This window comes from Streptomyces sp. NPDC055749 (assembly GCF_053617235.1).
In genome coordinates, this window is the sequence record NZ_JBSHFH010000034.1 from 1 (window position 1) to 25413 (window position 25413).

Here is a 25413-nt window from a genome sequence, read left to right on the forward strand (position 1 = left end):
GGCGGTGCCCGCGGGCACCGCCCCTCCTCCCATGCTTCACGCGCTCACTGGCCGAACAGGTTGTTGTCGTCGCGGCCCGGCTTCTCGTCCGGCGGTTCCACCGGGTCGACCGGGTCGGTCGGTACGCTCGCCGACTCGCTGGGCGTGGGGGGCGTCGTCTGCGTGGGCGGCGGCGTCGTCGGGCTCTCCTCGGCCGGAGGGCTGCTCGGCGACTGGGACGGCGACTCCGTCTCCGGCGGCTCCGTCTCCTCCGGCGGCTCGGTCGTGGCCGGCGGAGTCGTGGGGGCCTGCGTCACGCCGGTGTCGCCGCGCTCGACGTCCTCCAGGTCGAAGGTGGTGGCCGAGCCGCCGTTCAGCGCGGCCAGTGTGTAGTCCGCCCAGATCTTCGCCGGGAAGCCGCCGCCGTTGGCCCGGCCCGAGTTGGCCGTACCCGTCAGGGTGACCTGGCCGCCGCCGTCCTTGGCGGACTCGCCGTAGAGCGCGACGACCGTGGTGAGCTCCGGGGTGTACCCGGCGAACCAGGCCGCCTTGTTGTTCTCGGACGTGCCGGTCTTGCCTGCCGCGTCGTAGGCCGGGGTATTGGCCTCGTGCCCGGAACCGTTGTCCACGACGCCGGTCAGCGAACGGGTGACGGTGTCCGCGGTCTTGCGGCTGATCACCTGGGTGCCGGTGCCGTCGACGGGCTCCGCGGTGCGGTCGCGGTGCTCGGCGGACTTGATGATGTGCGGGTTGACCTTCTTGCCGTGGCTGTCGAGAGTGGCGAAGACCCCCGCCATGTCCCAGGTCGAGGCGTTCATGGTGCCCAGGGTGATCGCGGGGACCGCGGGGAATCCCTTGTCCGGCATCCCGAGGTCGAGGGCGGTCTGCTTCACGGCGGCGGGCGTCACGTCGACGACCATCTGCGCGAAGACCGAGTTGACCGACCGGTTCATCGCCGTCTGGACGCTGATGTCGCCGTAGCTCCGGTCGTCCTCGTTCTGCGGCTTGAACGGGATGTCACTGCCGACGACGGGCCGCTTGCTGGTGCCGTCGTAGACGGTGTCGAGGCCGATCCGGCCGCCGTCCTGGGTCTTCGACTCGTTCTCCAGCGCGGAGGCGAGCACCAGCGGCTTGAAGGTGGAGGCGGGCTGGTAGTCCCGGCGGGTGGCGTTGGAGATCCAGTGCTCGGTGGCGCCGACGCCGCCGTACAGCGCGACGACCTCGCCGTTCTTCGGGTTCACGGAGGTGGCACCGGCCTGGACCGTGGCGTCGATCTTGTTGCCGTCACGGTCGAGCTGGGACTCCAGCTGCCGGTCGACGGCCTTCTCCAGCTCCTTCTGCCGCTGCTTGTTTATGTTGAGCGTGATCGTCCAGCCGCCGGCCTCACGGGCCTCCTCGGTGACGCCCTGGCGCTCCAGCTCCTCGTTGGCCGCCTCGACGAGATAGCCGGTCTGGCCCTCCATGCCGGGGGCCGCCTTGGGCTCCTGGGGAATGGTGAACTTCATCCCGGCGCGCTCCGAGGAGTCGAGCCAGCCCTTCTCGACCATGTTGTCGAGCGTGTATCCCCAGCGTTCGGAGACGAGCTTCTTGCCGGTCTTCGATGCGACCGCCCAGTCGTACTGGCTGGGGGCCTGGAGCAGCGAGGCGAGGTAGGCGCCCTGGGAGAGGTCGAGATCCTTGGCGTCGACCCCGTAGTACGCCTGCGCGGCGGCCTGGATGCCGCTCGCGCCCCGGCCGTAGTACGCGGTGTTCATGTACCCGGCGAGGATGTCTTCCTTGCTCATCTTCTGGTCGACCTTGAGCGAGATCACCAGTTCCTTCAGCTTGCGGCTGACGGTCGGGTCCTGCGTCAGGTAGTAGTTCTTCACGTACTGCTGGGTGATCGTCGAGCCACCCTGCTTGCCCTTGCCGGACAGCGTGTTGAACAGACCGCGGGTGGTGCCCTTCAGGTCGACGCCCTGGTCCTGGTAGAAGGTCTTGTTCTCGGCGGCGACGAAGGCGTGCTGGACGTCCTTCGGCACCTCGGCGAGGTCCACGATCTCGCGGTTGACCTTGCCCGTACGGGCAAGGAGTGTGCCGTCGCTGTACTTGTAGACGTTGCTCTGCTTGTTGGCCGTGGCATTGGCCGCGGGTACGTCCACGTAGACGTAGAGCGCCACGAAGGCACCCATGACCAGCAGGCAGAACCCGAAGAACGTGCCCAGGAGTTTCCGCCAGGTGAAGAGTCCGCGTATACCGCCGCTCCTCCCGGCCCGGCGCGTTCCTCGCCCCTGGCCTCGTCGCGCATCGGCTCGACCCATGGCTGTTTTACTCCCGTTCCTCTGTTCGACCAGCTCTGCTCAGCCCAGCCAGCTAACACCGTCGGCCTGTGCGAAATGCAAGCGATCCGGTCTTTTCCGGACGTGACAATCAGCACCCGTTCCCATAGGAACCGACTCATGAAGGGCAAGAAGGGTTGCGAGGACTGGGCAATCCACAGGTTCGGGCCTGATGCCCGCCGGGTGCCCACCTCCCGTATGCACCCCGCGTATACACCGCATGTATAGTCTCTCTCATGTCAATCGGTCACACCCTCCTCGGACTCCTCGAGTCCGGCCCCCGCCACGGCTACGACCTCAAGCGCACCTTCGACGAGAAGTTCGGCCACGACCGCCCCCTGCACTACGGGCAGGTCTACTCGACCATGTCCCGGCTGCTGAAGAACGGGCTGGTCGTCGTCGACGGAGTCGAGAGCGAGGGCGGTCCGGAGCGCAAGCGGTACGCCATCACCGACGCCGGGATCACGGACGTGGCCGCCTGGCTCACCCACCCGGAGAAGCCGGAACCGTACCTCCAGTCGACCCTGTACACGAAGGTCGTCCTGGCCCTGCTCACCGGCCGCAGCGCCGACCGGGTGCTGGACACCCAGCGCGCCGAGCACCTGCGCCTGATGCGCGTCCTCACCGACCGCAAGCGCAAGGGCGACCTCGCCGACCAGCTGATCTGCGACCACGCGCTGTTCCACCTGGAGGCGGACCTGCGCTGGCTGGAACTGACCGCCGCACGCCTGGACCAGCTCGCCACGGAGGTACGTCCATGACTCCCGAAGGTTCCCTGCTCGACGCCCGCGAGCTGCGCAAGGCCTACGGGTCGACGCCCGCACTCGACGGCGCGTCCTTCTCCATCCACCCCGGCGAGGTCGTCGCCGTCATGGGCCCCTCCGGGTCCGGGAAGTCGACGCTGCTGCACTGCCTCGGCGGGATCGTCACCCCGGACAGCGGGACCATCACGTACGACGGACGCGAGCTCTCGGCCATGTCCGACGCAGAGCGCAGCGCTCTGCGCCGCAGCGAGTTCGGGTTCGTCTTCCAGTTCGGCCAGCTCGTGCCGGAGCTGACCTGCACCGAGAACGTCGCCCTCCCCCTCCGCCTCAACGGGGTGAAGAGGAAGGAGGCCGAGCTCAGGGCAGCCGGCTGGATGGAGCGCCTCCAGGTCGACGACCTCAAGGACAAGCGGCCCGGAGAGGTCTCCGGCGGACAGGGGCAGCGCGTCGCCGTCGCCCGCGCACTCGCCGCCAACCCCCGGGTGCTCTTCGCCGACGAGCCGACCGGCGCCCTTGACTCGCTCAACGGCGAGCGCGTGATGGAGCTGCTCACGGACGCGGCGCGGTCCTCCAACACCGCCGTCGTCCTGGTCACCCATGAGGCGCGGGTCGCCGCCTACTCGGACCGCGAGATCGTCGTACGCGACGGAAAGTCCCGGGACCTGGAGTTCACGGGATGACCATGCTGGAAGAACCGAGCGCCACGGAAGCGGCCGGCTCCCCGAAGGCTGCGGAGAAGGGGTCGAGGAAGAGGCCGGGGAGAGGTTCGGGCTGGATGCACGACCTCGGCCTCGGCATCCGCTTCGCGGTCGGCGGCGGGCGCGAGGGCTGGATCCGCACCCTCCTCACCGCCGTCGGCGTGGGCCTCGGCGTCGCCCTGCTCCTCGTCGCCTCCTCCATACCGAACCTCCTGGACAACCGGTCCGACCGCACCGCGGGCCGCGCACCCAACTTCACCAACCACGACGCGCCCCTGGCGCCCGGCGACAACACCCTGGTCTACGACGACGCCTCGTCCGAGTACCGCGGCGACTCGGTCGGCGGCTGGTCGCTGCGCCCCGACGGCGCGCACCCGCCGCTGCCGCCGGGTGTCGACAGGATCCCCGCGCCCGGCGAGATGGTCGTATCGCCCGCGCTGAAGGATCTTCTGGAGTCCTCCGAGGGCCAACTGCTCAAGGAACGGCTGAAGTTCCGGATCGTCGGGACAATCGCCGACGAAGGGCTGAGCGACCCGCACGACCTGTACATGTACGCGGGCAGCGACACCATCACGCAGAAGGGCGGCGGACGGACCGCGCAGTTCGGCGACAACCGGCTGCCCGAGAATCCGCTGGACCCCGTCCTCGTCATCCTCATCGTCCTGATCTGTGTCGTCCTGCTGGTCCCCGTCGCGATCTTCATCGCCACCGCCGTCCGGTTCGGCGGCGAGCGGCGCGACCGCCGGCTCGCCGCGCTGCGTCTCATCGGCGCGGACATCCGGATGACCCGGCGGGCCGCCGCCGGTGAGTCCCTGTTCGGCACCGGGGTCGGACTGCTCTTCGGAGCCCTGTTCTTCCTCGTGGGGCGTCAGTTCATCGGCCTGGTGCAGTTCTGGCGGATCTCGGCGTTCCCCTCCGACCTCGCCCCGATGCCCTCTCTCGCCGTGCTGATCGTGCTGGCCGTACCGGTGTGCGCGGTCCTGGTCACCCTGTTCGCGCTGCGCTCCGTGGCGATCGAGCCGCTCGGTGTCGTACGGCAGGGGAGTTCCCGCAAGCGCCGGCTGATGTGGCGGCTGCCGATGCCGGTCATCGGTGTGGTGCTGCTGCTGTTCTCGGACACCGCGGGCGGTGTCAGCGCGCCGCTCGACGTGGCAGCCGTCGCGGCCGGGATCGTCCTGATCCTGCTCGGCATGGTGACCCTGCTCCCCTGGCTGGTCGAGTCCGTCGTCGCCCGCCTGCGCGGCGGCCCGGTGCCCTGGCAGCTCGCCACCCGCGGGCTCCAGTTGAACAGCACCGCGGCGACGCGCGCGGTGAGCGGCATCGCGGTCGCGGTGGCCGGCGGGATCGCGCTCCAGATGTACTTCGTCGGCATCAACGACGACTTCAACGCGACGACGGGACAGGACCCCAAGCGCGCCCAGATGGGCGTCTCGACGGAGTCCGCCGACGGCGCCCTCGCCGAGCGCATGATCAAGGGGTTCCGTGCCACGGAGGGCGTGAAGGGGGTCATCGGCACCATCGACTCCTACGTGCTCGGCATCGACGCACTCGACCAGTACGGCGACCCGGACGGCGCGCCGGTGACCCACGGCACCTGCGCCACCCTGCGCGAGCTGGCCCATCTGCCCGGCTGCGAGGACGGCGACGTCTTCATCTCGCACACCGAGGAGAACAAGGACGCGAGCTGGGTGACGAACGTGGCCCGCCCCGGCAAGCAGATCAATCTGAACGAGTGGTTCAGGCCCGAGGGCTCGAAGAAGCTCGAACCGCAGCTGTGGGCGATCCCGAAGGACGCCCGCACGGTGAAGCCCAGGAAGGATCCGGCGGGCGAGACGCACAGCGGCATCTTCGTGACGCCCGGCGCCCTGGACGCGGCCAAGCTGCCGAGCGCCTCGACGACGGCGCAGATCCAGACGGACGAGAGCGTCCCCGACGTCCAGGAACACGTCCGCAACACCGCGTATCTGATGGATCCGTCCCTGCGGATCTGGACCTACCAGGATGTCCAGCGGGACAAGCAGTACGACAACATCCGCACCGGTCTGTTCGTGGGCGCGACACTCACCATGATCCTGATCGCGGCCTCCATGCTGGTCTCGCAGATCGAGCAACTGCGGGAACGCAGAAAGCTGTTGTCGGTACTGGTCGCCTTCGGAACCCGCCGCTCGACCCTCGCCTGGTCCATCCTGTGGCAGACCGCGATCCCGGTCGCCCTCGGCACCGCGCTCGCCGTCGTGGGCGGGCTCGGCCTCGGCCGGGTGATGCTCCGCGTGATCGACAAGGAGATCACCGACTGGCTGATCTTCCTGCCCCTGGCGGGGGTGGGGGCGGCGATGATCGCCGTGGTGACGCTGCTCAGCCTGCCGCCGCTGTGGCGCCTGATGCGCGCGGACGGTCTGCGCACCGAGTGACGGGAGCGCGGTGGCCGGCCGGGCCGGGCCTTCAGGCCCGGCCGGCCACCCGCACCGGAAGCGTCTCCATCGCCTCGCGCAGCGCCGCCGCGAACTCCTCGAACTCCTCGTGCCTGGCCGCCCCCGCCCGCATCGCGAGCGCCACCCGCCGCGCGGGCGCCGGGTCCGCGAAGTACCCCGTCGACAGCGCGTCGTTGCGCCCCGTCTCCACCGTCACGGCGGTCCGCGGCAGCAGGGTCACACCGAGCCCGCCGGCGACCAGCTGCACCAGGGTGGAGAGCCCGGCCGCCGTAGTCGTCACCGGTGCGCCCTCCGTACGTCCCGCCTCCCGGCAGATGTCCAGCGCCTGGTCGCGCAGACAGTGCCCCTCGTCCAGAAGCAGCAGCGGCAGCTCACGCAGCGCCTCGCGCGGAATGTCGACGCGCCCGCCGAGCCAGTGGTCCTGCTCCATGACCAGGACGAAGTCCTCGTCGAAGAGCGGGAGTTCGGTCACTCCGGGCACACCGAGCGGCACGGCGAGCAGCAGCAGATCCAGCCGCCCGGCGGCCAGCCCCTCAAGGAGCGAGGAGGTCTGCTCCTCGTGCACCTGGAGATCGAGGTCCGGGTAGCGCTGGTGGACGAGCCGCAGCACGGTCGGCAGGAGGTACGGGGCGACGGTCGGGATCACCCCGAGCCTGAGCACCCCCGTGAAGGGCGCCCGGACCGCCTCCGCCTCCTCCATCAGCGAACCGACGGCGTCCAGGACCACCTGGGTCCGCACCGCCAGCCGCTCCCCGGCGGGCGAGAGCAGTACCTTGCGCGTCGTACGCTCGATGAGCTGGACACCCAGTGCCTCTTCCAGGGCCGATACGGCTCCGGAGAGTGCCGGCTGACTCATCCCGATTGCTGCCGCCGCATCACGAAAGTGCAGATGCTCCGCGACAGCAGCGAAGGCACGCAGCTGCGAGAGGCTGGGTTGCTTGGGCCTGATGCCCTGATTTATCTGGGCCACTGATAGGCACCTCCGATCACCAGGACCAAGTGTAGCTATTTCCGTGATCAATGCACTCTGTGCCATGGTGGAGGCCGTCCAACCCTCAGGAAGTCCCCCAAAAAGGGAATTCCTATGCTTCAAGGAGAGCGCGTGCTCACTGTCGGTGACAAGTTCCCCGAGTTCGACCTGACTGCTTGTGTCTCGCTGGAGGCGGGCAAGGAGTTCGAGCAGATCAACCACAAGACCTACGAGGGTCAGTGGAAGGTCGTCTTCGCGTGGCCGAAGGACTTCACCTTCGTGTGCCCCACCGAGATCGCCGCCTTCGGCAAGCTGAACGAGGAGTTCGCCGACCGCGACGCCCAGGTCCTCGGCTTCTCCGGTGACTCCGAGTTCGTGCACCACGCCTGGCGCAAGGACCACCCGGACCTGACCGACCTGCCCTTCCCGATGCTGGCCGACTCGAAGCACGAGCTCATGCGTGACCTCGGCATCGAGGGCGAGGACGGCTTCGCGCAGCGCGCCGTCTTCATCGTCGACCAGAACAACGAGATCCAGTTCACGATGGTGACCGCCGGTTCCGTGGGCCGTAACCCCAAGGAGGTCCTGCGGGTCCTCGACGCCCTGCAGACCGACGAGCTGTGCCCCTGCAACTGGACCAAGGGCGAGAACACTCTCGACCCGGTCGCGCTCCTCTCGGGCGAGTGAGCTGACACGATCATGGCTCTCGACGAACTGAAGTCCGCCATACCGGACTTCGCCAAGGACCTGAAGCTGAACCTCGGCTCGGTCATCGGCAACAGCGAACTTCCTCAGCAGCAGCTCTGGGGCACCGTTCTCGCCTGCGCGATCGCCTCGCGCTCGCCGATCGTGCTCCGCGAACTGGAGCCCGAGGCCAAGGCCAACCTCTCCGCCGAGGCGTACACCGCGGCGAAGTCGGCCGCGGCGGTCATGGCGATGAACAACGTCTTCTACCGGACCCGGCACCTGCTGTCGGACCCGGAGTACGGGAACCTCCGTGCGGGCCTGCGGATGAACGTCATCGGCAAGCCGGGCGTGGAGAAGGTCGACTTCGAGCTGTGGTCGCTCGCCGTTTCCGCGATCAACGGCTGCGGCCAGTGCCTCGACTCCCACGAGCAGGTGCTGCGCAAGGCCGGCGTGGACCGTGAGACCATTCAGGAAGCCGTCAAGATCGCCTCTGTGATCCAGGCGGTCGGCGTGACCCTCGATTCCGAAGCGGTTCTCGCCGAGTAACACAGCAGTACCCTTGTACGAGAAGGGCCCCGCGGACGACCGACCGTCCGCGGGGCCCTTCTTACGTCTCCAGGCACCTGCCGCCTACTGCCCCGGCGCCTCCGCCACGACAGCGGCGGGCAGGTCCGGTTCCTTCGGGGGCGCCCCGGGCGCCCGGGTCGGCGCCAGCTCGTGCGCCGTGGCGCCGCGCGGCGGCGGCGAGTGCCGCCGGGACTCCTCCTGACCGTAGGCCCGCAGATAGCCGACCACGGTGTTGGTCACGGCGACCAGGGGTACGGCGACCACCGCGCCGCCGATGCCCGCGATCATCCCGCCGGCGGCGACCGAGAGGACGACGGCCAGCGGATGGACCCGCACGGCGCGTCCGAGGATGAACGGCTGCAGGATGTGGCCCTCGATCTGCTGCACGGCGAGCACCACGAGGAGCACCATCAGCGCGGTGAACACGCCCTGCGTGACCAGCGAGACGACCACGGCGAGCGCACCGGAGACCACGGCCCCGACCAGCGGGATGAAGGCGAAGAGGAAGATGAACACCGCGAGCGGCACCGCCATCGGCACATCGAGGAAGTAGATCCCGAGCCCGATGAAGATGGCGTCGATCAGCGCGACTATGACCGTGCCCCGCACATAGGCGGTGAGCGTGCGCCAGGCACGCGGCCCGGCGCCCGCGACGCCCGGCCTGGCCTGGGTGGGCACGAGCTTCAGCGCCCAGTGCCAGATGCGCTTCCCGTCGTACAGCAGAAAGAGCGTCGAGAACATCGCAAGCAGCAGCCCGGTGAGGAACTCCACCATCACGGTGACGCCCTGCAGCCCGGCGGAGGTGATCTCCTCCGTGTTGGTGCCGATGGTGTCGCTGAGGTTCTTCGCGATGTCGTTGATCTGCGACTCGGTGACGTGGAAGGGGCTGTCGAGGAGCCAGCGCTTCAGCTCGTCGATGCCGTCGCGCACCCGGTCGGAGAGCGTGTCGAGGTTGTCCATCACCTGCCACACCACGAACCAGCCGACCAGGCCCATGATGACGAAGCCCAGGATCGCGGTGACCGCGGTCGCCAGACCGCGCGGCAGACCGAGCCGCTTCAGGCGGACCACGGTCGGCTGAAGCATCGCGGTGACGAGCAGCGCGGCGACGAACGCCAGGACCACCAGCTGTACGGCGCTGATGATCCGCATCAGCACCCAGAGGGTGCCCGCCAGGACCAGCAGCCGCCAGCCGGCCTCTGCGGCGACCCGCATGCCCCACGGGATCGCCGCGACAGGATCGGGCCTGGCCGCGACGGACGGGGCGTACGCGGGCGGCGGAGGCACATGCTCCGCCGCTGCCGCCGCTTCCTCACGGCCGGCGCCCGGATCGCCATCCGCGTCCGCCTCGGCACGGCGCTGGTCCAGGCGCGTCCCTATGTCGGTGAGTTCGGCGCCGAGCCGGCCGAGCCACCCTGGCAGTTTCGACATGATTGTTCCCTCTCCCCCATGCTGTCTCCCCACCGCTCCCCCCGGAGTCGTCCGGAATGTGACCGTACACGCGCGAAGCCCTCCACCGTAGGACGGTGAAGGGCTTCACAAGGTTGAGAACGGACCCTCATGAGGGGCCGTCGGCTCTCCCTAGTACCAGTTGTTGGCCTGCCAGAAGGACCAGGCGCCACACGGGCCGCCGTAGCGGTCCTCCATGTAGTTGAGGCCCCACTTGATCTGGGTGGCCGGGTTGGTCTGCCAGTCGGAACCGGCGGAGGCCATCTTGTGGCCCGGCAGCGCCTGCATGAGGCCGTAGGCGCCGGAGGACGGGTTGGTCGCCCGGTAGTTCCACGTCGACTCGTGGTCCACGATGTTGCTGAAGCACTGGAACTGGTCGGCGGGGACCATCTGGCGGGCCATCGCCTGCACTTCGGCCACGCTGTACGAGCCCTGCGCGGAGAAGGAGGAGGCGTCGCGTACCGACGAGCGGCTTGCGCGCTCGGCGGCTTCCTTCTTCTCTGCCGCGGCCTCGCGTTCGGCCTCCAGCTTGTCCTCGGCCGCCTGCTTCTTGGACTTGGCGTCCTTGGCGGCCTGGATACGGGCTGATTCCTCTGCGGACTTCTTCGCTGCCGCGTCGGCTGCGGATGCCTGGGCGTCGGCCTGCTGTGTCAGCGAGGCGGTCTGCACCTGGGCCTGCTGGCCCGCGGGAATGTCTGCGAGCAGCGTGGTGTCGGCTGCGGTCGCCTCGAAGTTGTTGTCGTCGGCAGCAGGAGTGCTGCCCGAAGCAACGCCTACGACGGCGCCTACGGTGGTTACCGCTGTGGCTGATGCCACGGCGAACCCCCGGACCGAGATCCGGCTCACACGGTGTCCTTCCAGCATCGCCCGCTTAGGTGACCTCGCGGGCGCAATCGTGCCCTTGACACTGGCCTCCCTAAAGCTTGGGTCACGGGAGGCACGGGCCCGGTGGGCAACTCCCTTGCGGAAGTGCCGCGTGGTACTCGCGGGCGGCATACGGACGGCAAGTGTTGAGTTGTGTGGTGCTGTGCGCCTCTGGAGGTGCACGAGTGCCGTATGCGGGGCCTGACGGAAGCAAGACTCTGCCGGACGGGGACGCCGCGAGGCAATTCTGTGTTGCGTGTGAAAGCTCACACCCCGTTTGGGCCCGCTCATTTACGGAAACGGCACACAGCGCAATGCCGCCCGGCTAAGCTCTTCGGCTCGCCGGGCGGCATCAACTGTCCTATCCCGTATCAGATCTGGCCTTCCTCCAGCATTTCGGTCACCAGTGCGGCGATCTGCGAACGCTCGGACCGGGTCAGCGTGACGTGGGCGAAGAGCGGATGACCCTTCAGCTTCTCGACCACGGCGACGACTCCGTCGTGCCTGCCGACCCGGAGGTTGTCCCGCTGCGCCACGTCATGCGTGAGCACGACTCGGGAATTCGACCCGATTCGGGACAACACGGTCAGCAGGACGTTGCGTTCGAGCGACTGCGCCTCGTCGACGATCACGAACGCGTCGTGGAGGGAGCGGCCCCGGATGTGGGTGAGCGGCAGAACCTCCAGCATGCCGCGCCCCAGCACCTCCTCGATCACCTCGCGCCCGGCGACCGCCGAGAGGGTGTCGAAGACGGCCTGCGCCCAGGGGCTCATCTTCTCGGCCTCGGAGCCGGGGAGATAGCCGAGCTCCTGCCCGCCGACCGCGTACAGCGGCCTGAAGACCATCACCTTCTGGTGCTGCCTGCGCTCCAGTACGGCCTCCAGGCCCGCGCAGAGCGCCAGCGCCGACTTACCGGTGCCGGCCCTTCCGCCCAGCGACACGATGCCTACGTCCGCGTCGAGGAGCAGATCGAGCGCGATGCGCTGCTCGGCACTGCGGCCGTGGATCCCGAAGGCCTCCCGGTCGCCGCGCACCAGCCGCACATTGCCCTCGGCGGTGACCCGGCCCAGCGCCTTGCCGCGCTCGGACTGGAGGACGAGACCGGTGTGCACGGGCAGCTCGGCCGCTTCGGGGACGTACAGCGTCTCCTCGGTGAACAGCAGATCGACCTGTTCACCGGCGAGCGCCAGCTCCGTCATTCCCGTCCAGCCGGAATCGACGATGGCGAGCTCGGCGCGGTACTCCTCGGCGAGGAGACCGACCGAGGACGCCTTGATCCGCAACGGGAGGTCCTTGGAGACGACCGTGACGTCGTACCCCTCGGCCTGGAGGTTGCGCGCGACCGCGAGAATCCGTGAGTCGTTGTCCCCCAACCGGTAGCCGGCGGGAAGTACGCCGGGATCGGAGTGGTTGAGTTCGACACGGAGCGTCCCGCCCAGATCCCCGAGGGGGATCGGGGCATCCAGCCGGCCGTACCGGACGCGGAAGTCGTCCAGCAGGCGCAGTGCCTGCCGGGCGAAGTACCCGAGCTCCGGATGGTGCCGTTTGGCCTCCAGCTCCGTGACCACGACGATCGGCAGCACGACTTCGTGCTCGTCGAATCGGGACATGGCGTTGGGGTCGGCCAGCAGGACGCTGGTGTCGAGAACATAGGTGCGCCTGTCGGGCATGCGGCGCTTTGTGCTGGTCACCACGGAAGGACGTACCCCCTCGGACGAGGTCGGGGAGTGCGACGGACGTCGCGGAACTTCCCAAGGGAACGGAACTTCCCAGGGGAAGGGGACGGACCGGGTTCGGAACCCCTTGCGAGGGCCGAACGCCGGCCCTCCGCGTCGGCCGCACGATGTGTACGGTCCTTCGTGTGCAAAGGGCCTCCCGGGCGAGCGGACTGGGTGCCACTCACTTGGACACGACATCCGCCCGGCTCCTGACCGGATGTCGACCTGTCAGGGGTATTCCCTCGAACACGCCCAGCCATGCCGATGCAGGTGACACGGTACGGAAGAGTCCTGGTGACCGCCGGGTGACGACGGGGGTACGCCCCCGTGCGGGGGCGGGGCGTCAGGCGCCGTAGCGCCGGTGCCGGGCCGCGTAGTCGCGCAGGGCCCGGAGGAAGTCGACCTTGCGGAAGGCCGGCCAGAACACCTCGCAGAAGTAGTACTCGGAGTGCGCGCTCTGCCAGAGCATGAACCCGGACAGCCGCTGCTCACCACTCGTACGGATCACCAGGTCCGGGTCCGGCTGCCCCCGTGTGTACAGGTGCTCGGAGATCAGGTCCGTGGAGACCACCTCCGCCAGCTCCTCGAAGCTGGTGCCCTTCGACGCGTGGTCCAGCAGCAGCGACCGCACGGCGTCGGCGATCTCCTGCCGCCCGCCGTAGCCGACCGCGACATTCACGATTATTCCTTCGATACCGGCCGTAGCCTCTTCCGCCTCCTTGAGGACGGTCTGCGTACGGGCGGGCAGCAGGTCGAGCGTCCCGACGTGATGCACACGCCACCGCCCGTCCGCCGCGAGGTTGCGCACGGTGTTCTCGATGATGCCGAGCAGCGGAATCAGTTCCGCCTCGGGCCGGTCGAAGTTGTCCGTGGAGAGCAGCCACAGGGTGACGACCTCCACATCGGTCTCGCTGCACCAGCCCAGCAGCTCGGAGATCTTGTCCGCACCGGCCTGGTGCCCCTGCACCGCCGAACCGCCGGACGCCTTCGCCCACCGCCGGTTGCCGTCGAGGATGACACCGATGTGCTTGGGCACCTGATCGTGATCCAGGCGCCCTTCCACCCGGCGTGCGTAGAGCCCGTACACCAGGTCGCGCAAGTTCACTGAGTTCACCCTCTCGGTTCCGTACGGGCCGCAGACCCGTCTTCCCCGTCGCCGGGGGTCCGGGGTCGTCCCCCGTGGGGGATAGCCGCATGGTTCGCACGGTCCGCGCAGACAGTCGTCGCGCCGCGCATCGGCATTCCCCGAAGCCGCCACATTACTGCGGCGAGGTCGCACGGGCCCAACCCGGTCTGTCACAACTCCGTGATAAGCAGAGAAACGTGACTGATTCCCTTTCCTACCGCGCCGCCGAGTCGCGCTACGACTCCATGGAGTACCGCCGCACCGGCCGCAGCGGGCTCAAGCTCCCCGCCGTCTCCCTGGGCCTGTGGCACAACTTCGGCGACGACCGCACGCTGGACTCCCAGCGGGCGATCCTGCGCCGCGCCTTCGATCTCGGTGTGACCCACTTCGATCTGGCCAATAACTACGGTCCGCCGCCCGGCTCCGCCGAGCTCAATTTCGGAAAGCTCTTCCAGCAGGACTTCGCCCCGTACCGGGACGAGCTGATCATCTCCACCAAGGCCGGCTACGAGATGCACCCCGGCCCGTACGGCGAGTGGGGCTCCCGCAAGTACCTGCTCTCCTCGCTCGACGCCTCGCTCGAGCGGATGGGGCTCGACTACGTCGACATCTTCTACTCCCACCGCTTCGACCCGGAGACTCCTCTCGAGGAGACCATGGGCGCGCTGGCCTCCGCCGTACGGCAGGGCAAGGCGCTGTACGCGGGTTTGTCCTCGTACAACGCGGAGCAGACCGCGGAGGCGGCCGGCCTGCTCAAGGAGATGGGTGTACCCGCCCTCATCCACCAGCCGTCCTACTCGATGATCAACCGCTGGCTGGAGGACGACGAGCTGCTCGACACGCTGGAGACGGCGGGCATGGGCTGCATCTCCTTCGTGCCGCTCGCGCAGGGCCTGCTCACCGACAAGTACCTCAAGGGCATCCCGGCGGGCTCACGCGCCACGCAGGGCAAGTCCCTCGACCCGGACCTGCTCTCCGACGAGGTCGTCCGGCGCCTCAACGGGCTGAACGGCATCGCGCAGAACCGCGGCCAGTCCCTGGCGCAGCTCGCGCTCACCTGGGTGCTGCGCGACAGCCGTATGACGTCGGCTCTGATCGGCGCCTCAAGTGTGAAGCAGCTCGAGGAGAACGTGGCCGCGCTGGCCGCACCGGCGCTGTCCGCCGAGGAGTTGAAGGAGATCGACACCTTCGCCGTGGACACCGCGGGCACCAACATCTGGGCCGGCCGCAGCTGACACCGGCTGTCCGGCACGGGGCCCTCACAGGGGCCGCACAGGGGCCTCACAACCCCGGGCACAAAAAATCGGGCCGGTCCGTGGGGGGGGTTACGGACCGGCCCGAGGGGGGGTTTCCACCATAACCCTTCGTAAGTGATGGTGGGTGCCACGCCACTGGATAACTACTCTCCGAATTCGCCGGACTGCGCTGCGGAGACGGATTCGGGCACTACGGAGGCCCCTGGGGAGGGTGGGAAAAGGAGGCGGACGGCGGTGTGCGCCGCCTTGACGCGGGGATGTCCCTCGCACATGTATATGGGACAGGTTCCGGCCTGATGGCGTTCTAGATTCACAGGCATGACGACACGAGCCCGCGTGACAGTGACCTGGCCCGAGGCGAACGCCCGCCGGATCGACCGCCAGGGACTGTCCGCCACCCCCGCGCCCTCGCTCTCCCCTTCCCTCCGCACGCCGGCCGACGTGGCGGGCGCGATGCTCGGGACACACGCGCAGGTGCTGTCGGCGGCGGAGCTGTCCATCGCGGTACGCCTGCCCGGGACCACCCGTACCGACGTACGCGAAGCCCTGTGGACGGACCGGACGCTGGTGAAGACCTTCGGCCCGCGCGGCACCGTTCATCTGCTGCCCGCGGAGGAGCTCCCGCTCTGGACCGGTGCGCTGTCCGCCCTGCCCGCCGGCCAGGCCCGGCTCGGCAAGGACGCCCGGATGACGCCCGGTCAGACCGGGGAGGTCCTCGCGGCCGTGGCCGACGCCCTCACCGGCGCCGAACTCACCATCGACGAGCTGTCGGACGCCGTCATCGCCCGCACGGGGCCGTGGGCGGCCGACCCGGTGATGCCCGCGTTCCAGGGGATGTGGCCGCGCTGGCGCCAGGTGCTGCATCTGGCCGGTCACCGGGGCGTCCTCTGCTACGCCCCCGACAGGGGCCGCAAGGCCACCTACACCAACCCCGGCCACACTCCGCTGCCCGGGCCCGAGGCGCTGGCCGCGCTCGTCGGGCGCTATCTGCGTGCGTACGGCCCCGCGACCCCGGCGCATTTCGCGAAGTGGCTCGCCACGGCCACCGGCTGGGCGAACGGCCTGTTCGCGGAACTGGCCGCGAGCGGGGCGATCGAGGAGGTGACGTATGACGGGGCACCGGCCTGGGTCGAGGCGGGCGACACCGTCTTCCCGGCCGCCCCCGCCCGGGGCATGCGCCTGCTCCCCTACTTCGACGCCTTCACCATCGCCTCCCAGCCGCGCGAGCGGCTGTTCCCCGGCCCCGCGTACGAACGCGCGCTCGGGCGCGGCCAGGCGGGGAACTATCCGGTCCTGCTGGTGGACGGCACGGTCGCCGGAGTCTGGCACCAGCGCCGCTCGGGCCGCCGGATCGCGGTGACGGTGGAACCGCTGGCGCCGCTCACCGCCGTACGGCTGAGGGAGCTGGAGGACCAGGCGGAACGGCTGGCCGGGGCGCTGGAGGGGAAGGCCGAGCTGACCGTGGGAAAGGTGACGGTGGGCGCGCACGCCTAGGACCGTCCGGCGGGGTCACGCCCGTACGAAGCGGATCGCCATCGTGTCCCCGGCCGCGACCACGAAGTCACCGTTCTCGCAGCGGATGACCACCTCGCGCACCTTCCCGTTCCCGTCGCTGCGCTCCTCCGTGCCGGTGACCGTCCAGGCTCCGCCGTACGGCGGGACCGGCAGGCCGGTCAGCGGGGAGAACTCCCACTGGCCCGCCGGTACGCACCAGTCGGGGAGCTCCGGCCAGCCGCCGGGTGTGATCCGCAGGGTCCAGTCCGAGGCGCAGGTCAGGAGTACCGAATCTCCTCCGGAGAGGACGAACTCGATGGCCTCGGGTTCGCCGGTGATCCCCTCGGGGCGGTAGAAGAGGCCGTGGACGGCGGTGATCCAGGCGCCCTTGAGCCAGTCGGAGTCCCCGCCGCGCGGCCGGCCCACCGGTTCCCGGACGTCGTCGCCGGGCTGTTCCCTTCCCACCGTCATGACCAGCTCCCTCACCGTGCGCTCGCCCCACCGGTTCGCCCTGCCTACCGTTAGGACGGTGGAACGGACGTAGTCGTTGCAGTTCGAGACAGTCTCAAGTGCCTTGTGGCATACGTCCGTTGACAACGTCGGCAACGGCCGTCGCTACCCCGGCTTACGGGCCTCGATCAGGAACCGGGTGGTGTGCGCGACGAACGGTCCCTCGTTCTCGATCCTCCGGTGCAACGCCTTCAGTTGCGGACGGTACGCCTCCACGGTGAAGCCCGGGACCATCCAGATCACCTTGCGCAGGAAGTAGACGACGGCTCCGATGTCGAAGAACTCGGTACGCAGCCGTTCGGGCCGCAGATCGACCACGTCGAGACCGGCAGCCACGGCATCGGCGCGCGCCTGCTCGGGGTCGCGTGCGCCGCGTACCTCGGGCGGCTGCGGGCCGAGGAAGAACTCGACGAGTTCGAAGACGCTCGCCGGGCCGACCTGTTGCGAGAAGTACGTGCCACCGGGCGCCAGCACCCGGGCGATCTCCGTCCACCACGTGGTCACCGGGTGCCGGCTGACGACCAGGTCGAAGGCCGCGTCGCCGAACGGCAGCGGCGGCAGGTCCTCGTCCGCGACGACGACGGCTCCGAGCGGGTGCAGCAGCGCGGTGGCACGGGCGATGTTCGGCGGCCAGGACTCGGTGGCCACGGTCAGCGGCGGCAGCTTCGGTACGGAGGCGAGGACCTCGCCGCCGCCGGTCTGGATGTCGAGGGCGCAGCGGGCGCGGGCCATCCGGTCCGCCATGGAGCGGGCGTACCCCCAGGAGGGGCGCTGTTCGGTGGCCCGGCCGTCGAGCCAGGAGAAGTCCCAGCCGTCGACGGAGACCGCATCGGCTTCGGCGACGAGCGCTTCGAAGCGTGCGTCGGACGACGCGGTGACCGGAGACGACGGGTCGGCCGGAGTGTCGGCAGGAGTATCGGCCGGCGTGGATGAATCGGACATGAGCCGATCGTTTCAGCCGGACGGTGGCCGGCGCGACCGCATTCCCGGCGACGCGGGGCGGCATCTCAGGCGGCCAGGGCGCCGAACAGCACTCCGAGAAGCGCCCCCGCGATCATGAACGGCCCGAACGGGATGCCGGTCTTGCGCCCGGCCCTGCGCATCAGCATCAGGCCCAGCCCGTACACCGCACCCAGCAGGAAGCCCGCGAACCCGCCGGCGAACAGCACCGCCCAGCCGTACCAGCCGAGCGCCACCCCGAGGGACAGGGCGAGCTTCACGTCGCCGAAGCCCATGCCGTTCGGGTTGATCAGGAAGAGCAGGAAGTAGAAGCCGCCCAGTGCGAGCCCGCCGAGCAGGGCCGCGGCCCAGGACCCGGCGTGTTCGGGAGCCAGGGACACCGCGCCGAGCAGCAGCGCGGCGGCGGCGGCCAGCGGCAGCGTGAGGCGGTCGGGCAGCCGGTGGACGCGGCGGTCGATGACGGCGAGGAGTACGGCCACGGGCGCGAGCAGCAGCCAGACGGCGAGCTCGGGCCGGGCTCCGGTGGCCGCCGCCAGGGCCGTACAGGCGAGTGCGGTGACCACGGGCGCGAGGACGGCCGGGGCGTACCGGGACGTGGCGGGCGCCGGTTCCGGCTCCGCCGCCTCGCCCTCGCCGCCCGGGGCCGTACGCCCGGGAAGGGACGGGACGGACACGGCGCAGCTCGCGCACCGGGCCGGGCCGAGCCAGCCGCGGGCCGGGCCGGTGAGTGCGTGCCCTGCGGGGCAGGCGTCCCGCCAGTCCTCGTCCGGCTGGACGGAGAACCGGTACGCGGCACGCGGGAGCAGGAGCCCCGTTGCGACGCCCCAGAGAGCGGCGACTGCGATGAGTGTGGCGTCCACACCGGCGACCCTAATCCGGTTTCGGGGTACGGGTCTTGGGCCCTGGGACCCATTGCGCGGCGTTCCGGACCCAGCGGCGGGGATCAAGGACTACGGTCGGTGCCCATGGGGAAATGGCGCAACGGCAGCGGAACGCTCACGGTGGGAACGGACGGCCCGGACGCGGCGCCCCGGGAGGTGCCGCTGCGGATCGCGGCCTCCTACCGGGCGCGGACGCGCGGCCTGCTCGGTCAGGAGGGCGTGGACGGGGCGCTGCTGATCACCCCGTGCGCGAGCGTGCACACGTTCCGCATGCGGTTCACGATCGATGTCGCGTACCTGGACCGACACTTCAACGTTCTCGCGGTCCGCACGATGAAACCGGGCCGCCTCGGTCTGCCCCGGCTGCGCGCCCGCCACGTCGTGGAGTCCGAGGCCGGGGCGATGGCCGAGTGGGGAGTGCGGCCGGGGACGCGCGTACGGATAGCTAGCGCTTGACCGGAGTGAACGGGCCGGTCTCGGGAGCTACGAAGAGTTCGATGCCGGTCTGCGTACCGGCCGCCGACCCCTCCAGGGCGAGCCGGCTTCCCTTGACCCGCAGGTCGAGGAAGAACCGTGTGGTCGCGCCGGACTGCTTGAGGTCGTGGATGCGCTCGTCGAGGTAGCCGAGGTCGTTCAGGATCTTCCGGACCTGGGCGGGGGTGGGATCTGCCACATTCCAGAGCGCCTGGGCGACGCGCTCGATGTGGAGGTGGCCCGCGCACCAGTCGTGAGCGTTCAGCTCCAGTCCCGGCTGCGGCGAGGGGTCCGGCCCCGGGCGGGTGCCGTCGGGCGCGGTCTCGCCGACCGGCAGCGTATGCGTCGGGCGGGTCGGCGGCCCGTCGTCGACGATCGCCTCCTTCCCGGCACACGGCTGCGCAACGGTGTTCAGCATCTCCACGAAAGCCACCTGCGGACCGGAGCTGGGCGACACGGCGGCGGGCCGCGCTCCGACGGCGTCGGCGCGATTGGCCTGCGAGCCGCCGGCACCTGCCTTCTCCGTGCCGCAGGAGGCAAGCGTCAGAACGGCGAGGGCTGTTACCGCGAGTGCGAGCCGCGGGCGGCGCCGGCTGTGCGGGCGGACGATCGCGCTGTTCGAGGCAGGAGTTCGTGTCATGTGCACAGCCTCCGATCAGCCCGCCCGCCGGACATGAGTACGCGCACTCAGAAAAGATCGGAAAAGAGCGGTCCCCGACCTCAGGGCGGACCCGCCCCCAGCAGCGTCCACGCCCCGTACGCGGCGGAGGCGACGGCGAGCGCGCCCACGACACCGGCGATGCGGGCAGTCGACCGCAGCCGGAGCAGTGCCACGGCGGGCGGCAGGAGCAGCGGGAACGCGGGCATCATCAGCCGCGGCCTGGAGCCGAAGTAGCCGGAGCCGATCAGCGAGATGACGACGATCGCGATGCCGTAGACCAGTACGGGAAGCGGCTGCCTCTGCCGTACACACAGGTACACCAGCCATCCCAGCAGCCCCAGCGCCGCGCACAGCCCGAGCGCGGCGGGCAGCGGCAGGCCCACGATGAACGCGGCCAGGGCCCGTCCGCCGTCGATGCTGTTGCCCCACTGCGCCTGGATCTCGAAGTAGGCGAGCGGGCTGTCCTGGCGTACGGCGACGAACACCACGTACGCCAGCCAGCCCAGCGGCGCGAGGACGACACCGAGCAGCATGCGGGCGTTCCGGCGCAGCAGCCCTTCCCGGTCCCCCGCCCGGTACTCCTTCACGAGGGTGACCGCGGCGGTGATCGCCAGGGCGGCGACGAGCGCCGCGGCCGAGGGGCGCGTCAGCCCCGCCAGTACGCAGAGCGCGCCCGCCACGATCCAGCGCCCGGTGAGCACCGCGTACAGGGCCCAGGCCGCCAGGGCGGTGAACAGGGTCTCGGTGTACGCCATCGACTGCACGAACGCCGTCGGGTAGACCCCCCACAGCGCCGCCAGCACCACCCCTACCCGTCGGCCGTACAACCGCGCGCCGACGGCGAAGATCCCCCAGGCCGCGAGGAGCCCGGCCAGCCAGGCGACGAGCAGCCCAGCGCCGCCGACGGTGAGCGGGGTCACGTCGGCGATGCCGCGTTCCAGGGCGGGCAGCAGGGGGAAGAAGGCCAGGTCGGAGTGGACACTGCCGTCGGGGAGCGTGACGGAGTAGCGGTATCCGTTCTCGGCGATCCGCTGGTACCAGACGGAGTCCCAGCGCCCGCTCAGCAGATGCAGGGCGTCCTTCCCGGCGAAGGAGGCCCAGCCCCAGAAACCGAGGAGCCCGATGACCCGGACGGCCGCGTAGACCCCCAGTGCGGGGGCGGCTGCCGTGAGCGCCACGGCGGCGCGGCCCCGGAGGTCGCGGCGGCGCGGCGGCGACGCCGGGGCGGGCGTCAGCGTGGGCGTCTGGTTGTCGGGCATGCGGCCGATTATGACCACATGGATACGCCTTGTTCCCCATCGCGGCCTCTGGTGGGGACGTCCGGCCCGGCGCCATGGGGGAGCGCCGGGGCGGGCTCTGTTCCCCTACGGCGCCGACGCTAACGGTCACGGACCCGACCGTCTTGGGCCCCAGGACCCAAGCGGTGACCGGCCGTACCGACCCTCCTCCTACGCGAACGCGGCAACGTGACGCCGGGCCCAGTCCGCGAACGGGCGGGGCGGGCGGCCGAGGATCCGCTCGACGGCGGGGCTGATGCGCAGCTCGGCCTCGTTGGGTTCGCCGAGGATGGTCAGGGTGGTCTCGACGACGGGCTCGGGCATGAACGCGAGCATGTGCCCCCGGGCCTCCTCGCGGGTCAGCTCGATGAACCGGACGGGTTCACCCAGCGCCTCGCCGAGCGCGTCGGCCTGCTGCCTCGGTGTGGTGAGGGCGGGCCCCGACAGCTCGTACACCTGCCCGGCGTGACCGTCCTCGCGCAGGGTCGCGGCGGCGACATCGGCGATGTCGGCCGGGTCGAGGACCGGCAGCCCGATGTCGGCGAACGGTGCGGCGACGGTCCGCCGCGTACGGACCGACTCGGCCCAGGCGTACGCGTTGGAGGCGAAACCGCCGGCGCGCAGGACCGTCCAGTCCATGCCCGACTGCCGGACGGCCCGGTCCAGCGCCAGACCCGTACCGCCGTGCGACTGCGAATCCGCTCGGCTCGCGACCCCGATGGAGGAGAGGAGCACGACCCTCCGGACTCCCCCGGCCTTCGCCGCGTCGAGGATGTCCTGCGGATTCAGCAGGTGCGCACCGGCTCCGGTGTCGTGGAAGAACAGCGCATCGGCGCCGTCGAACACCGGCCGCAGACTCTCCGGGTCGCCCAGGTCCGCCCGGATGGACCGGACACCTTCCGGGACATCGGCAGCCGTGATCCCCCGGGACACCGCCGCGACCTGTTCACCGGCCGCCGCGAGCGCCCGCACCAGCGGACGGCCGACGTTACCGGTTGCCCCCGTCACTACGATCATGAGTAACTCCCGTATCAGTACAACGTGTTGAGACTGTCCAAACCGACAGAGACATCACCCGGGCCGGTCCGGCCCGCTGCGACTCGCTGAAGCTAACACCGGCGGGATAGTAGGTACCTAGAGGAAAGTGGCTATGCCCGGCGGCCCTGAACACGGCCCCGAACACGGCCGGGAGCGACCGCCGACGACCGGCGGCGGCCTGCGACGCCGTGCACGATGGGTGAACCGCACAGACCAGGAGGCGCCACCATGAGTGATCCGAAAGTCGTCGTCGTCGAGCGCCGCATCGCCGCGCCCGCCGGAAAGGTCTGGGAGGCACTCACGGACCTCAAGGGCATGCCGGCGGTGCTGAGTGGCGTGGAGGCGGTCGAGGTCCTCACCGAGGGCCCGTTCACCGTGGGTACCCGCTGGGTCGAGACGCGCCGGATGTTCGGCAAGCAGGCAACCGAGGAGATGCGCATCACGGCGTGCGAGCCGTCCACCCGCTACGTGGCCGAGGCCGATTCGCACGGCGCGCATTACGTATCGGAGTTCGCCCTGTCCGACGGCGGGCCGGGAGTCACCACCGTACGCATGACGTTCTCCGCCACCCCTCCCGGCGGCTTCGCCGGCCTCGTCTCCAAGCTGCTCGGCGGCCTGGGCGCGAAGGCGGTGGCCAAGGCGGTGGCCAAGGACCTCGAAGACGTCGCGTCAGCCGTGGAGCGATCGACGGGCTGAACACGCGCACGGCCAATTGCTACACACCTTGCTACCATCGCTTCATGGACACTCCAGCGGACTACGCCCCCGACGAGGGGCCCGCCCAGAAGGTCAGCGTCTCCATGCCGGCCGGCCGGATCGCCGCCGTGAAAGCGCGCGTCGGCGCGCGGGGCTTCTCGGCGTACATCAGCGCGGCCGTCGAGCGGCAGATACAGCGTGATCTGCTGGAAGAGCTGTTGCAGGCCAGCGAGAAAGAAACCGGCCCGGTTCCTCAAGCGATGCTGGATCGCGCGACCGATGCAATCCTCGCGGCCGAAGGCCTCGCCGTGTCGGAGAGCAGCGTCGAAGGCGACGAGGAGAACCGGACATGGCACGACCGCGCGGCAGGCTGAGCCACGGCGTACTGCTCCTCGACAGCGAAGGCCTCTCCAAGGCCGTGCAGGCCGACCCACAAGTCACCGCCTTCATCAGGGCGGCTCAGTCCAAGGATCTACTGGTCGCGGTGAGCGATCTGACCCTCATCGAGGCGTGGCACACCGGAGTCCGCATGGACCGATTCCGCTGGTACGTGTCACGGCTCGAAGTCCTGCCGGTCACCGAGCCGATCACCTGGAGCGCGATCGACCTCTTGCGCAACGCGAATCTGCACGGACACAAGTACGCCATCGACGCGGTCGTAGCCGCCACAGCCTTGAGCTGCCAGGGGCCTCGGATCATTCTCACCTCGGACGCCGACGACATGATCAAGCTCTGCGGCAACAGAGCACATGTGGAGTCCGTCTGACGGACTTGGTCGATCAAGGGGGGCCCGCACCGGCGCGCCCCCCTTGATCGATTCGACCCCCACACTTGTCCGATCCGCGGGCATATGCCACCCCTCGTACCGCACCAGCCGCAGGCGGCGCCAGGAGAGGCCGCCAGCTCGCCCTATGATCTGCCCATGGGCGCTCGCTTCCACGGTCCGGCCGCGCGGGAACCCTCGCATCGGCCGACAGGAAGCACGGGGCAGTTCTGTGAACATACGTAGACGCCGGGTAAGCACTCCCATAGGAGCCGGTCTCGCGGTGGCTCTGCTGAGCAGCTGCGGTGGCCTCCAGGGCGGAGGAGACTCCGGCAGTTCCGGCGACTCGATCGTCGTGGGCATGTCGGATGACGACGCCATGGCCTCGGATCCGGCCTCGGGCTACGACCCGGGGTCCTGGCTGCTCTTCAACAACGTCTTCCAGTCCCTCCTCAGCTTCCCCCGAGGCGGCTCGACACCGGAGCCGGAAGCGGCGAAGTCCTGCGCGTTCGAGAACGACAACAGGACCTACCGGTGCACGCTCCGGGACGGCCTGAAGTTCAGCAGCGGCGACAGCCTCACCTCGAAGGACGTCAAGTTCTCCTTCGACCGGGCGATCAGGATCAACGACCCCGCCGGTCCCGCGCCGCTGCTCTCCACGATCGCGGAGATCACCACTCCGGACGAGCGCACTGTCGTCTTCCAGCTCAAGGTTCCCGACGCCACCTTCCCCAGCAAGATCGCCTCGGGCGCCGGCTCCATCGTGGACCACCGCTCGTACCCGGCGAACAGCCTGCGCAGGGACGGCAAGGCCGTCGGGTCGGGGCCGTACCAGCTGAAGTCCCTCGACAAGTCGAAGGCCGTCTTCTCGGTCAACTCCGGCTACCGGGGCACAGCCCAGGTGAAGAACTCGGGCGTCACCCTCAACTTCTTCCGGGACGACCAGGAGAAGCTGGCGTCCGCGCTGCAGAAGGGCGAGATCGATGTCGCCTACCGCGGTCTGGCCGCGAAGGACATCGCCCAGCTGGAGGAATCGTCCGCCGCGGCCGACAAGGGCATCGCCGTCGTCGAAGGCAGCAGCGCCGAGGTGCAGCACCTGGTCTTCAACATGAAGGACCCGGTCGTCGGAAAGCTCCCCGTACGCAAGGCGATCGCGTACCTGGTGGATCGTGACGCCCTCGTCAGCGAGGTCTACCACTCCACGGCCACCCCGCTGTACTCGATCGTCCCGGCCGGCATCACGGCCCACAACACCGCGTTCTTCGACCTGTACGGCGGGACCCCGCAGCCGGACAAGGCCGAGCAGACGCTGCGTACCGCGGGCATCACCGACAAGGTGAAGCTCACGCTGTGGTCCACGCCGAGCCGCTACGGCCCCTCCACCGACAACGCGTTCCGCGCGATCGCCAAGCAGCTCAACAAGAGCGGGCTGTTCGACGCGCAGGTCAAGTCGATGCCCTTCGAGGAGTACGAGCAGCGGATCGCTGCCGGCGAGCTCGGCGTGTACGTGAAGGGCTGGGTCCCGGACTACCCCGACCCGGACAACTTCACCCAGCCGTTCTTCGGCGAGGACAACGTCCTGCAGAACGGCTACGTGAACGACGACATCACCGGCCGGATCATCCCCGCCACCGCCGCCCTGGCCGAACGGGCCGCCACCGAGAGCGCCTTCGACGAACTCCAGCAGGACGTGGCCGAGGACCTGCCGATCCTGCCTCTGTGGCAGGGCAAGCAGTACGCGGTGGCGTACGACAACATCTCCGGCCTCCAGTGGACCCTGGACGCCTCGACCGTCTTCCGCTTCTGGGAGCTCAGCAAGTTCTAGACGGTC

At 69.6% G+C, this 25413-nt stretch carries 24 protein-coding genes; 12 read left to right on the forward strand and 12 right to left on the reverse strand.

Annotated elements, in window-relative coordinates:
* Positions 1–44: 44 nt before the first annotated feature.
* Positions 45–2279 (reverse strand): transglycosylase domain-containing protein, encoded by a 2235-nt coding sequence (locus ACWGO0_RS23920; RefSeq protein ID WP_453538539.1) that lies wholly within the window; start codon positions 2277–2279, stop codon positions 45–47.
* 254 nt (positions 2280–2533) lie between these two features.
* Between ACWGO0_RS23920 and ACWGO0_RS23925 the strand changes: the two genes are divergently transcribed.
* The 3 genes from ACWGO0_RS23925 to ACWGO0_RS23935 are packed head-to-tail and all read left to right on the forward strand — an operon-like array spanning position 2534 to position 6170.
* Positions 2534–3058, forward strand: coding sequence for a PadR family transcriptional regulator (locus ACWGO0_RS23925; RefSeq protein WP_453538542.1), 525 nt, complete (start codon positions 2534–2536; stop codon positions 3056–3058).
* On the forward strand, positions 3055–3741 hold the full coding sequence (locus ACWGO0_RS23930) for an ABC transporter ATP-binding protein (RefSeq protein ID WP_453538545.1): 687 nt from the start codon (positions 3055–3057) through the stop codon (positions 3739–3741). Before ACWGO0_RS23925 ends, ACWGO0_RS23930 begins: the two co-directional genes overlap by 4 nt.
* The gene (locus ACWGO0_RS23935) at positions 3738–6170 is read left to right on the forward strand and encodes an FtsX-like permease family protein (RefSeq protein WP_453538548.1); all 2433 of its coding nucleotides are present in this window, start codon (positions 3738–3740) and stop codon (positions 6168–6170) included. Before ACWGO0_RS23930 ends, ACWGO0_RS23935 begins: the two co-directional genes overlap by 4 nt.
* Before the next feature lie 31 nt (positions 6171–6201).
* Here the strand turns inward: ACWGO0_RS23935 and ACWGO0_RS23940 are convergent, their stop codons facing one another.
* Positions 6202–7161: a hydrogen peroxide-inducible genes activator gene (locus ACWGO0_RS23940; RefSeq protein ID WP_453538551.1), complete on the reverse strand. Its 960-nt coding sequence runs from the start codon at positions 7159–7161 to the stop codon at positions 6202–6204.
* A gap of 132 nt (positions 7162–7293) precedes the next feature.
* Here ACWGO0_RS23940 and ACWGO0_RS23945 point away from each other — a divergent pair, with 132 nt between their 5' ends.
* Both ACWGO0_RS23945 and ACWGO0_RS23950 read left to right on the forward strand, forming a co-directional pair.
* Positions 7294–7848 carry a peroxiredoxin gene (locus ACWGO0_RS23945; protein ID WP_453538554.1) on the forward strand — a complete coding sequence of 185 codons (555 nt, stop codon included), beginning with the start codon at positions 7294–7296 and terminating at the stop codon, positions 7846–7848.
* A 12-nt stretch (positions 7849–7860) separates the two neighbouring features.
* Positions 7861–8394 carry an alkyl hydroperoxide reductase gene (locus tag ACWGO0_RS23950; protein ID WP_453538557.1) on the forward strand — a complete coding sequence of 178 codons (534 nt, stop codon included), beginning with the start codon at positions 7861–7863 and terminating at the stop codon, positions 8392–8394.
* A gap of 84 nt (positions 8395–8478) precedes the next feature.
* Here ACWGO0_RS23950 and ACWGO0_RS23955 read toward each other — a convergent pair whose 3' ends face one another.
* The 4 genes from ACWGO0_RS23955 to ACWGO0_RS23970 form a co-directional block, all read right to left on the reverse strand.
* Positions 8479–9846 carry an AI-2E family transporter gene (locus ACWGO0_RS23955; protein WP_453538559.1) on the reverse strand — a complete coding sequence of 456 codons (1368 nt, stop codon included), beginning with the start codon at positions 9844–9846 and terminating at the stop codon, positions 8479–8481.
* Positions 9847–9996: 150 nt separating this feature from the next.
* The gene (locus ACWGO0_RS23960; RefSeq protein WP_453538562.1) at positions 9997–10710 is read right to left on the reverse strand and encodes an aggregation-promoting factor C-terminal-like domain-containing protein; all 714 of its coding nucleotides are present in this window, start codon (positions 10708–10710) and stop codon (positions 9997–9999) included.
* Between the two features lie 389 nt (positions 10711–11099).
* The gene (locus ACWGO0_RS23965; protein ID WP_453538565.1) at positions 11100–12422 is read right to left on the reverse strand and encodes a PhoH family protein; all 1323 of its coding nucleotides are present in this window, start codon (positions 12420–12422) and stop codon (positions 11100–11102) included.
* Positions 12423–12789: 367 nt separating this feature from the next.
* Positions 12790–13551 (reverse strand): isoprenyl transferase, encoded by a 762-nt coding sequence (locus tag ACWGO0_RS23970; protein ID WP_453538568.1) that lies wholly within the window; start codon positions 13549–13551, stop codon positions 12790–12792.
* 218 nt (positions 13552–13769) lie between these two features.
* Here ACWGO0_RS23970 and mgrA point away from each other — a divergent pair, with 218 nt between their 5' ends.
* Entirely contained in the window at positions 13770–14807 is a 1038-nt protein-coding gene (gene mgrA / locus ACWGO0_RS23975) for an L-glyceraldehyde 3-phosphate reductase (protein ID WP_453538571.1), read from the forward strand.
* Between the two features lie 339 nt (positions 14808–15146).
* Positions 15147–16322 carry a winged helix DNA-binding domain-containing protein gene (locus ACWGO0_RS23980; RefSeq protein WP_453538574.1) on the forward strand — a complete coding sequence of 392 codons (1176 nt, stop codon included), beginning with the start codon at positions 15147–15149 and terminating at the stop codon, positions 16320–16322.
* Between the two features lie 15 nt (positions 16323–16337).
* Here ACWGO0_RS23980 and ACWGO0_RS23985 read toward each other — a convergent pair whose 3' ends face one another.
* The 3 genes from ACWGO0_RS23985 to ACWGO0_RS23995 all read right to left on the reverse strand — a co-directional run bounded on the left by ACWGO0_RS23985 (position 16338) and on the right by ACWGO0_RS23995 (position 18652).
* On the reverse strand, positions 16338–16793 hold the full coding sequence (locus ACWGO0_RS23985) for a hypothetical protein (RefSeq protein WP_453538577.1): 456 nt from the start codon (positions 16791–16793) through the stop codon (positions 16338–16340).
* A 144-nt stretch (positions 16794–16937) separates the two neighbouring features.
* Entirely contained in the window at positions 16938–17774 is an 837-nt protein-coding gene (locus tag ACWGO0_RS23990) for a class I SAM-dependent methyltransferase (RefSeq protein ID WP_453538579.1), read from the reverse strand.
* Between the two features lie 65 nt (positions 17775–17839).
* Complete coding sequence (locus ACWGO0_RS23995) at positions 17840–18652, reverse strand: prepilin peptidase (protein ID WP_453538582.1); 813 nt, start codon at positions 18650–18652, stop codon at positions 17840–17842.
* Between the two features lie 105 nt (positions 18653–18757).
* Here ACWGO0_RS23995 and ACWGO0_RS24000 point away from each other — a divergent pair, with 105 nt between their 5' ends.
* The gene (locus ACWGO0_RS24000; protein ID WP_453538585.1) at positions 18758–19129 is read left to right on the forward strand and encodes a DUF192 domain-containing protein; all 372 of its coding nucleotides are present in this window, start codon (positions 18758–18760) and stop codon (positions 19127–19129) included.
* On the opposite strand, the gene ACWGO0_RS24005 is transcribed toward ACWGO0_RS24000, so the two are convergent.
* From ACWGO0_RS24005 to ACWGO0_RS24015, 3 genes are all read right to left on the reverse strand, one after another.
* Positions 19119–19787, reverse strand: a complete 669-nt coding sequence (locus ACWGO0_RS24005) for a hypothetical protein (protein ID WP_453538588.1) — start codon at positions 19785–19787, stop codon at positions 19119–19121. The two genes, ACWGO0_RS24000 and ACWGO0_RS24005, sit on opposite strands and share 11 nt — an antisense overlap.
* A gap of 80 nt (positions 19788–19867) precedes the next feature.
* Entirely contained in the window at positions 19868–21067 is a 1200-nt protein-coding gene (locus ACWGO0_RS24010) for a hypothetical protein (RefSeq protein ID WP_453538591.1), read from the reverse strand.
* A 189-nt stretch (positions 21068–21256) separates the two neighbouring features.
* Positions 21257–22102, reverse strand: coding sequence for an NAD(P)H-binding protein (locus ACWGO0_RS24015; RefSeq protein ID WP_453538594.1), 846 nt, complete (start codon positions 22100–22102; stop codon positions 21257–21259).
* A 249-nt stretch (positions 22103–22351) separates the two neighbouring features.
* On the opposite strand from ACWGO0_RS24015, the gene ACWGO0_RS24020 reads away from it, so the two are divergent.
* The 4 genes from ACWGO0_RS24020 to ACWGO0_RS24035 all read left to right on the forward strand — a co-directional run bounded on the left by ACWGO0_RS24020 (position 22352) and on the right by ACWGO0_RS24035 (position 25407).
* The gene (locus ACWGO0_RS24020; protein ID WP_453538597.1) at positions 22352–22819 is read left to right on the forward strand and encodes an SRPBCC family protein; all 468 of its coding nucleotides are present in this window, start codon (positions 22352–22354) and stop codon (positions 22817–22819) included.
* Between the two features lie 44 nt (positions 22820–22863).
* Entirely contained in the window at positions 22864–23193 is a 330-nt protein-coding gene (locus ACWGO0_RS24025) for a hypothetical protein (RefSeq protein WP_453538600.1), read from the forward strand.
* Entirely contained in the window at positions 23169–23585 is a 417-nt protein-coding gene (locus ACWGO0_RS24030) for a type II toxin-antitoxin system VapC family toxin (RefSeq protein WP_453538603.1), read from the forward strand. Before ACWGO0_RS24025 ends, ACWGO0_RS24030 begins: the two co-directional genes overlap by 25 nt.
* Positions 23586–23814: 229 nt before the next feature.
* Entirely contained in the window at positions 23815–25407 is a 1593-nt protein-coding gene (locus ACWGO0_RS24035; protein WP_453538606.1) for an ABC transporter substrate-binding protein, read from the forward strand.
* Positions 25408–25413: the final 6 nt, after the last annotated feature.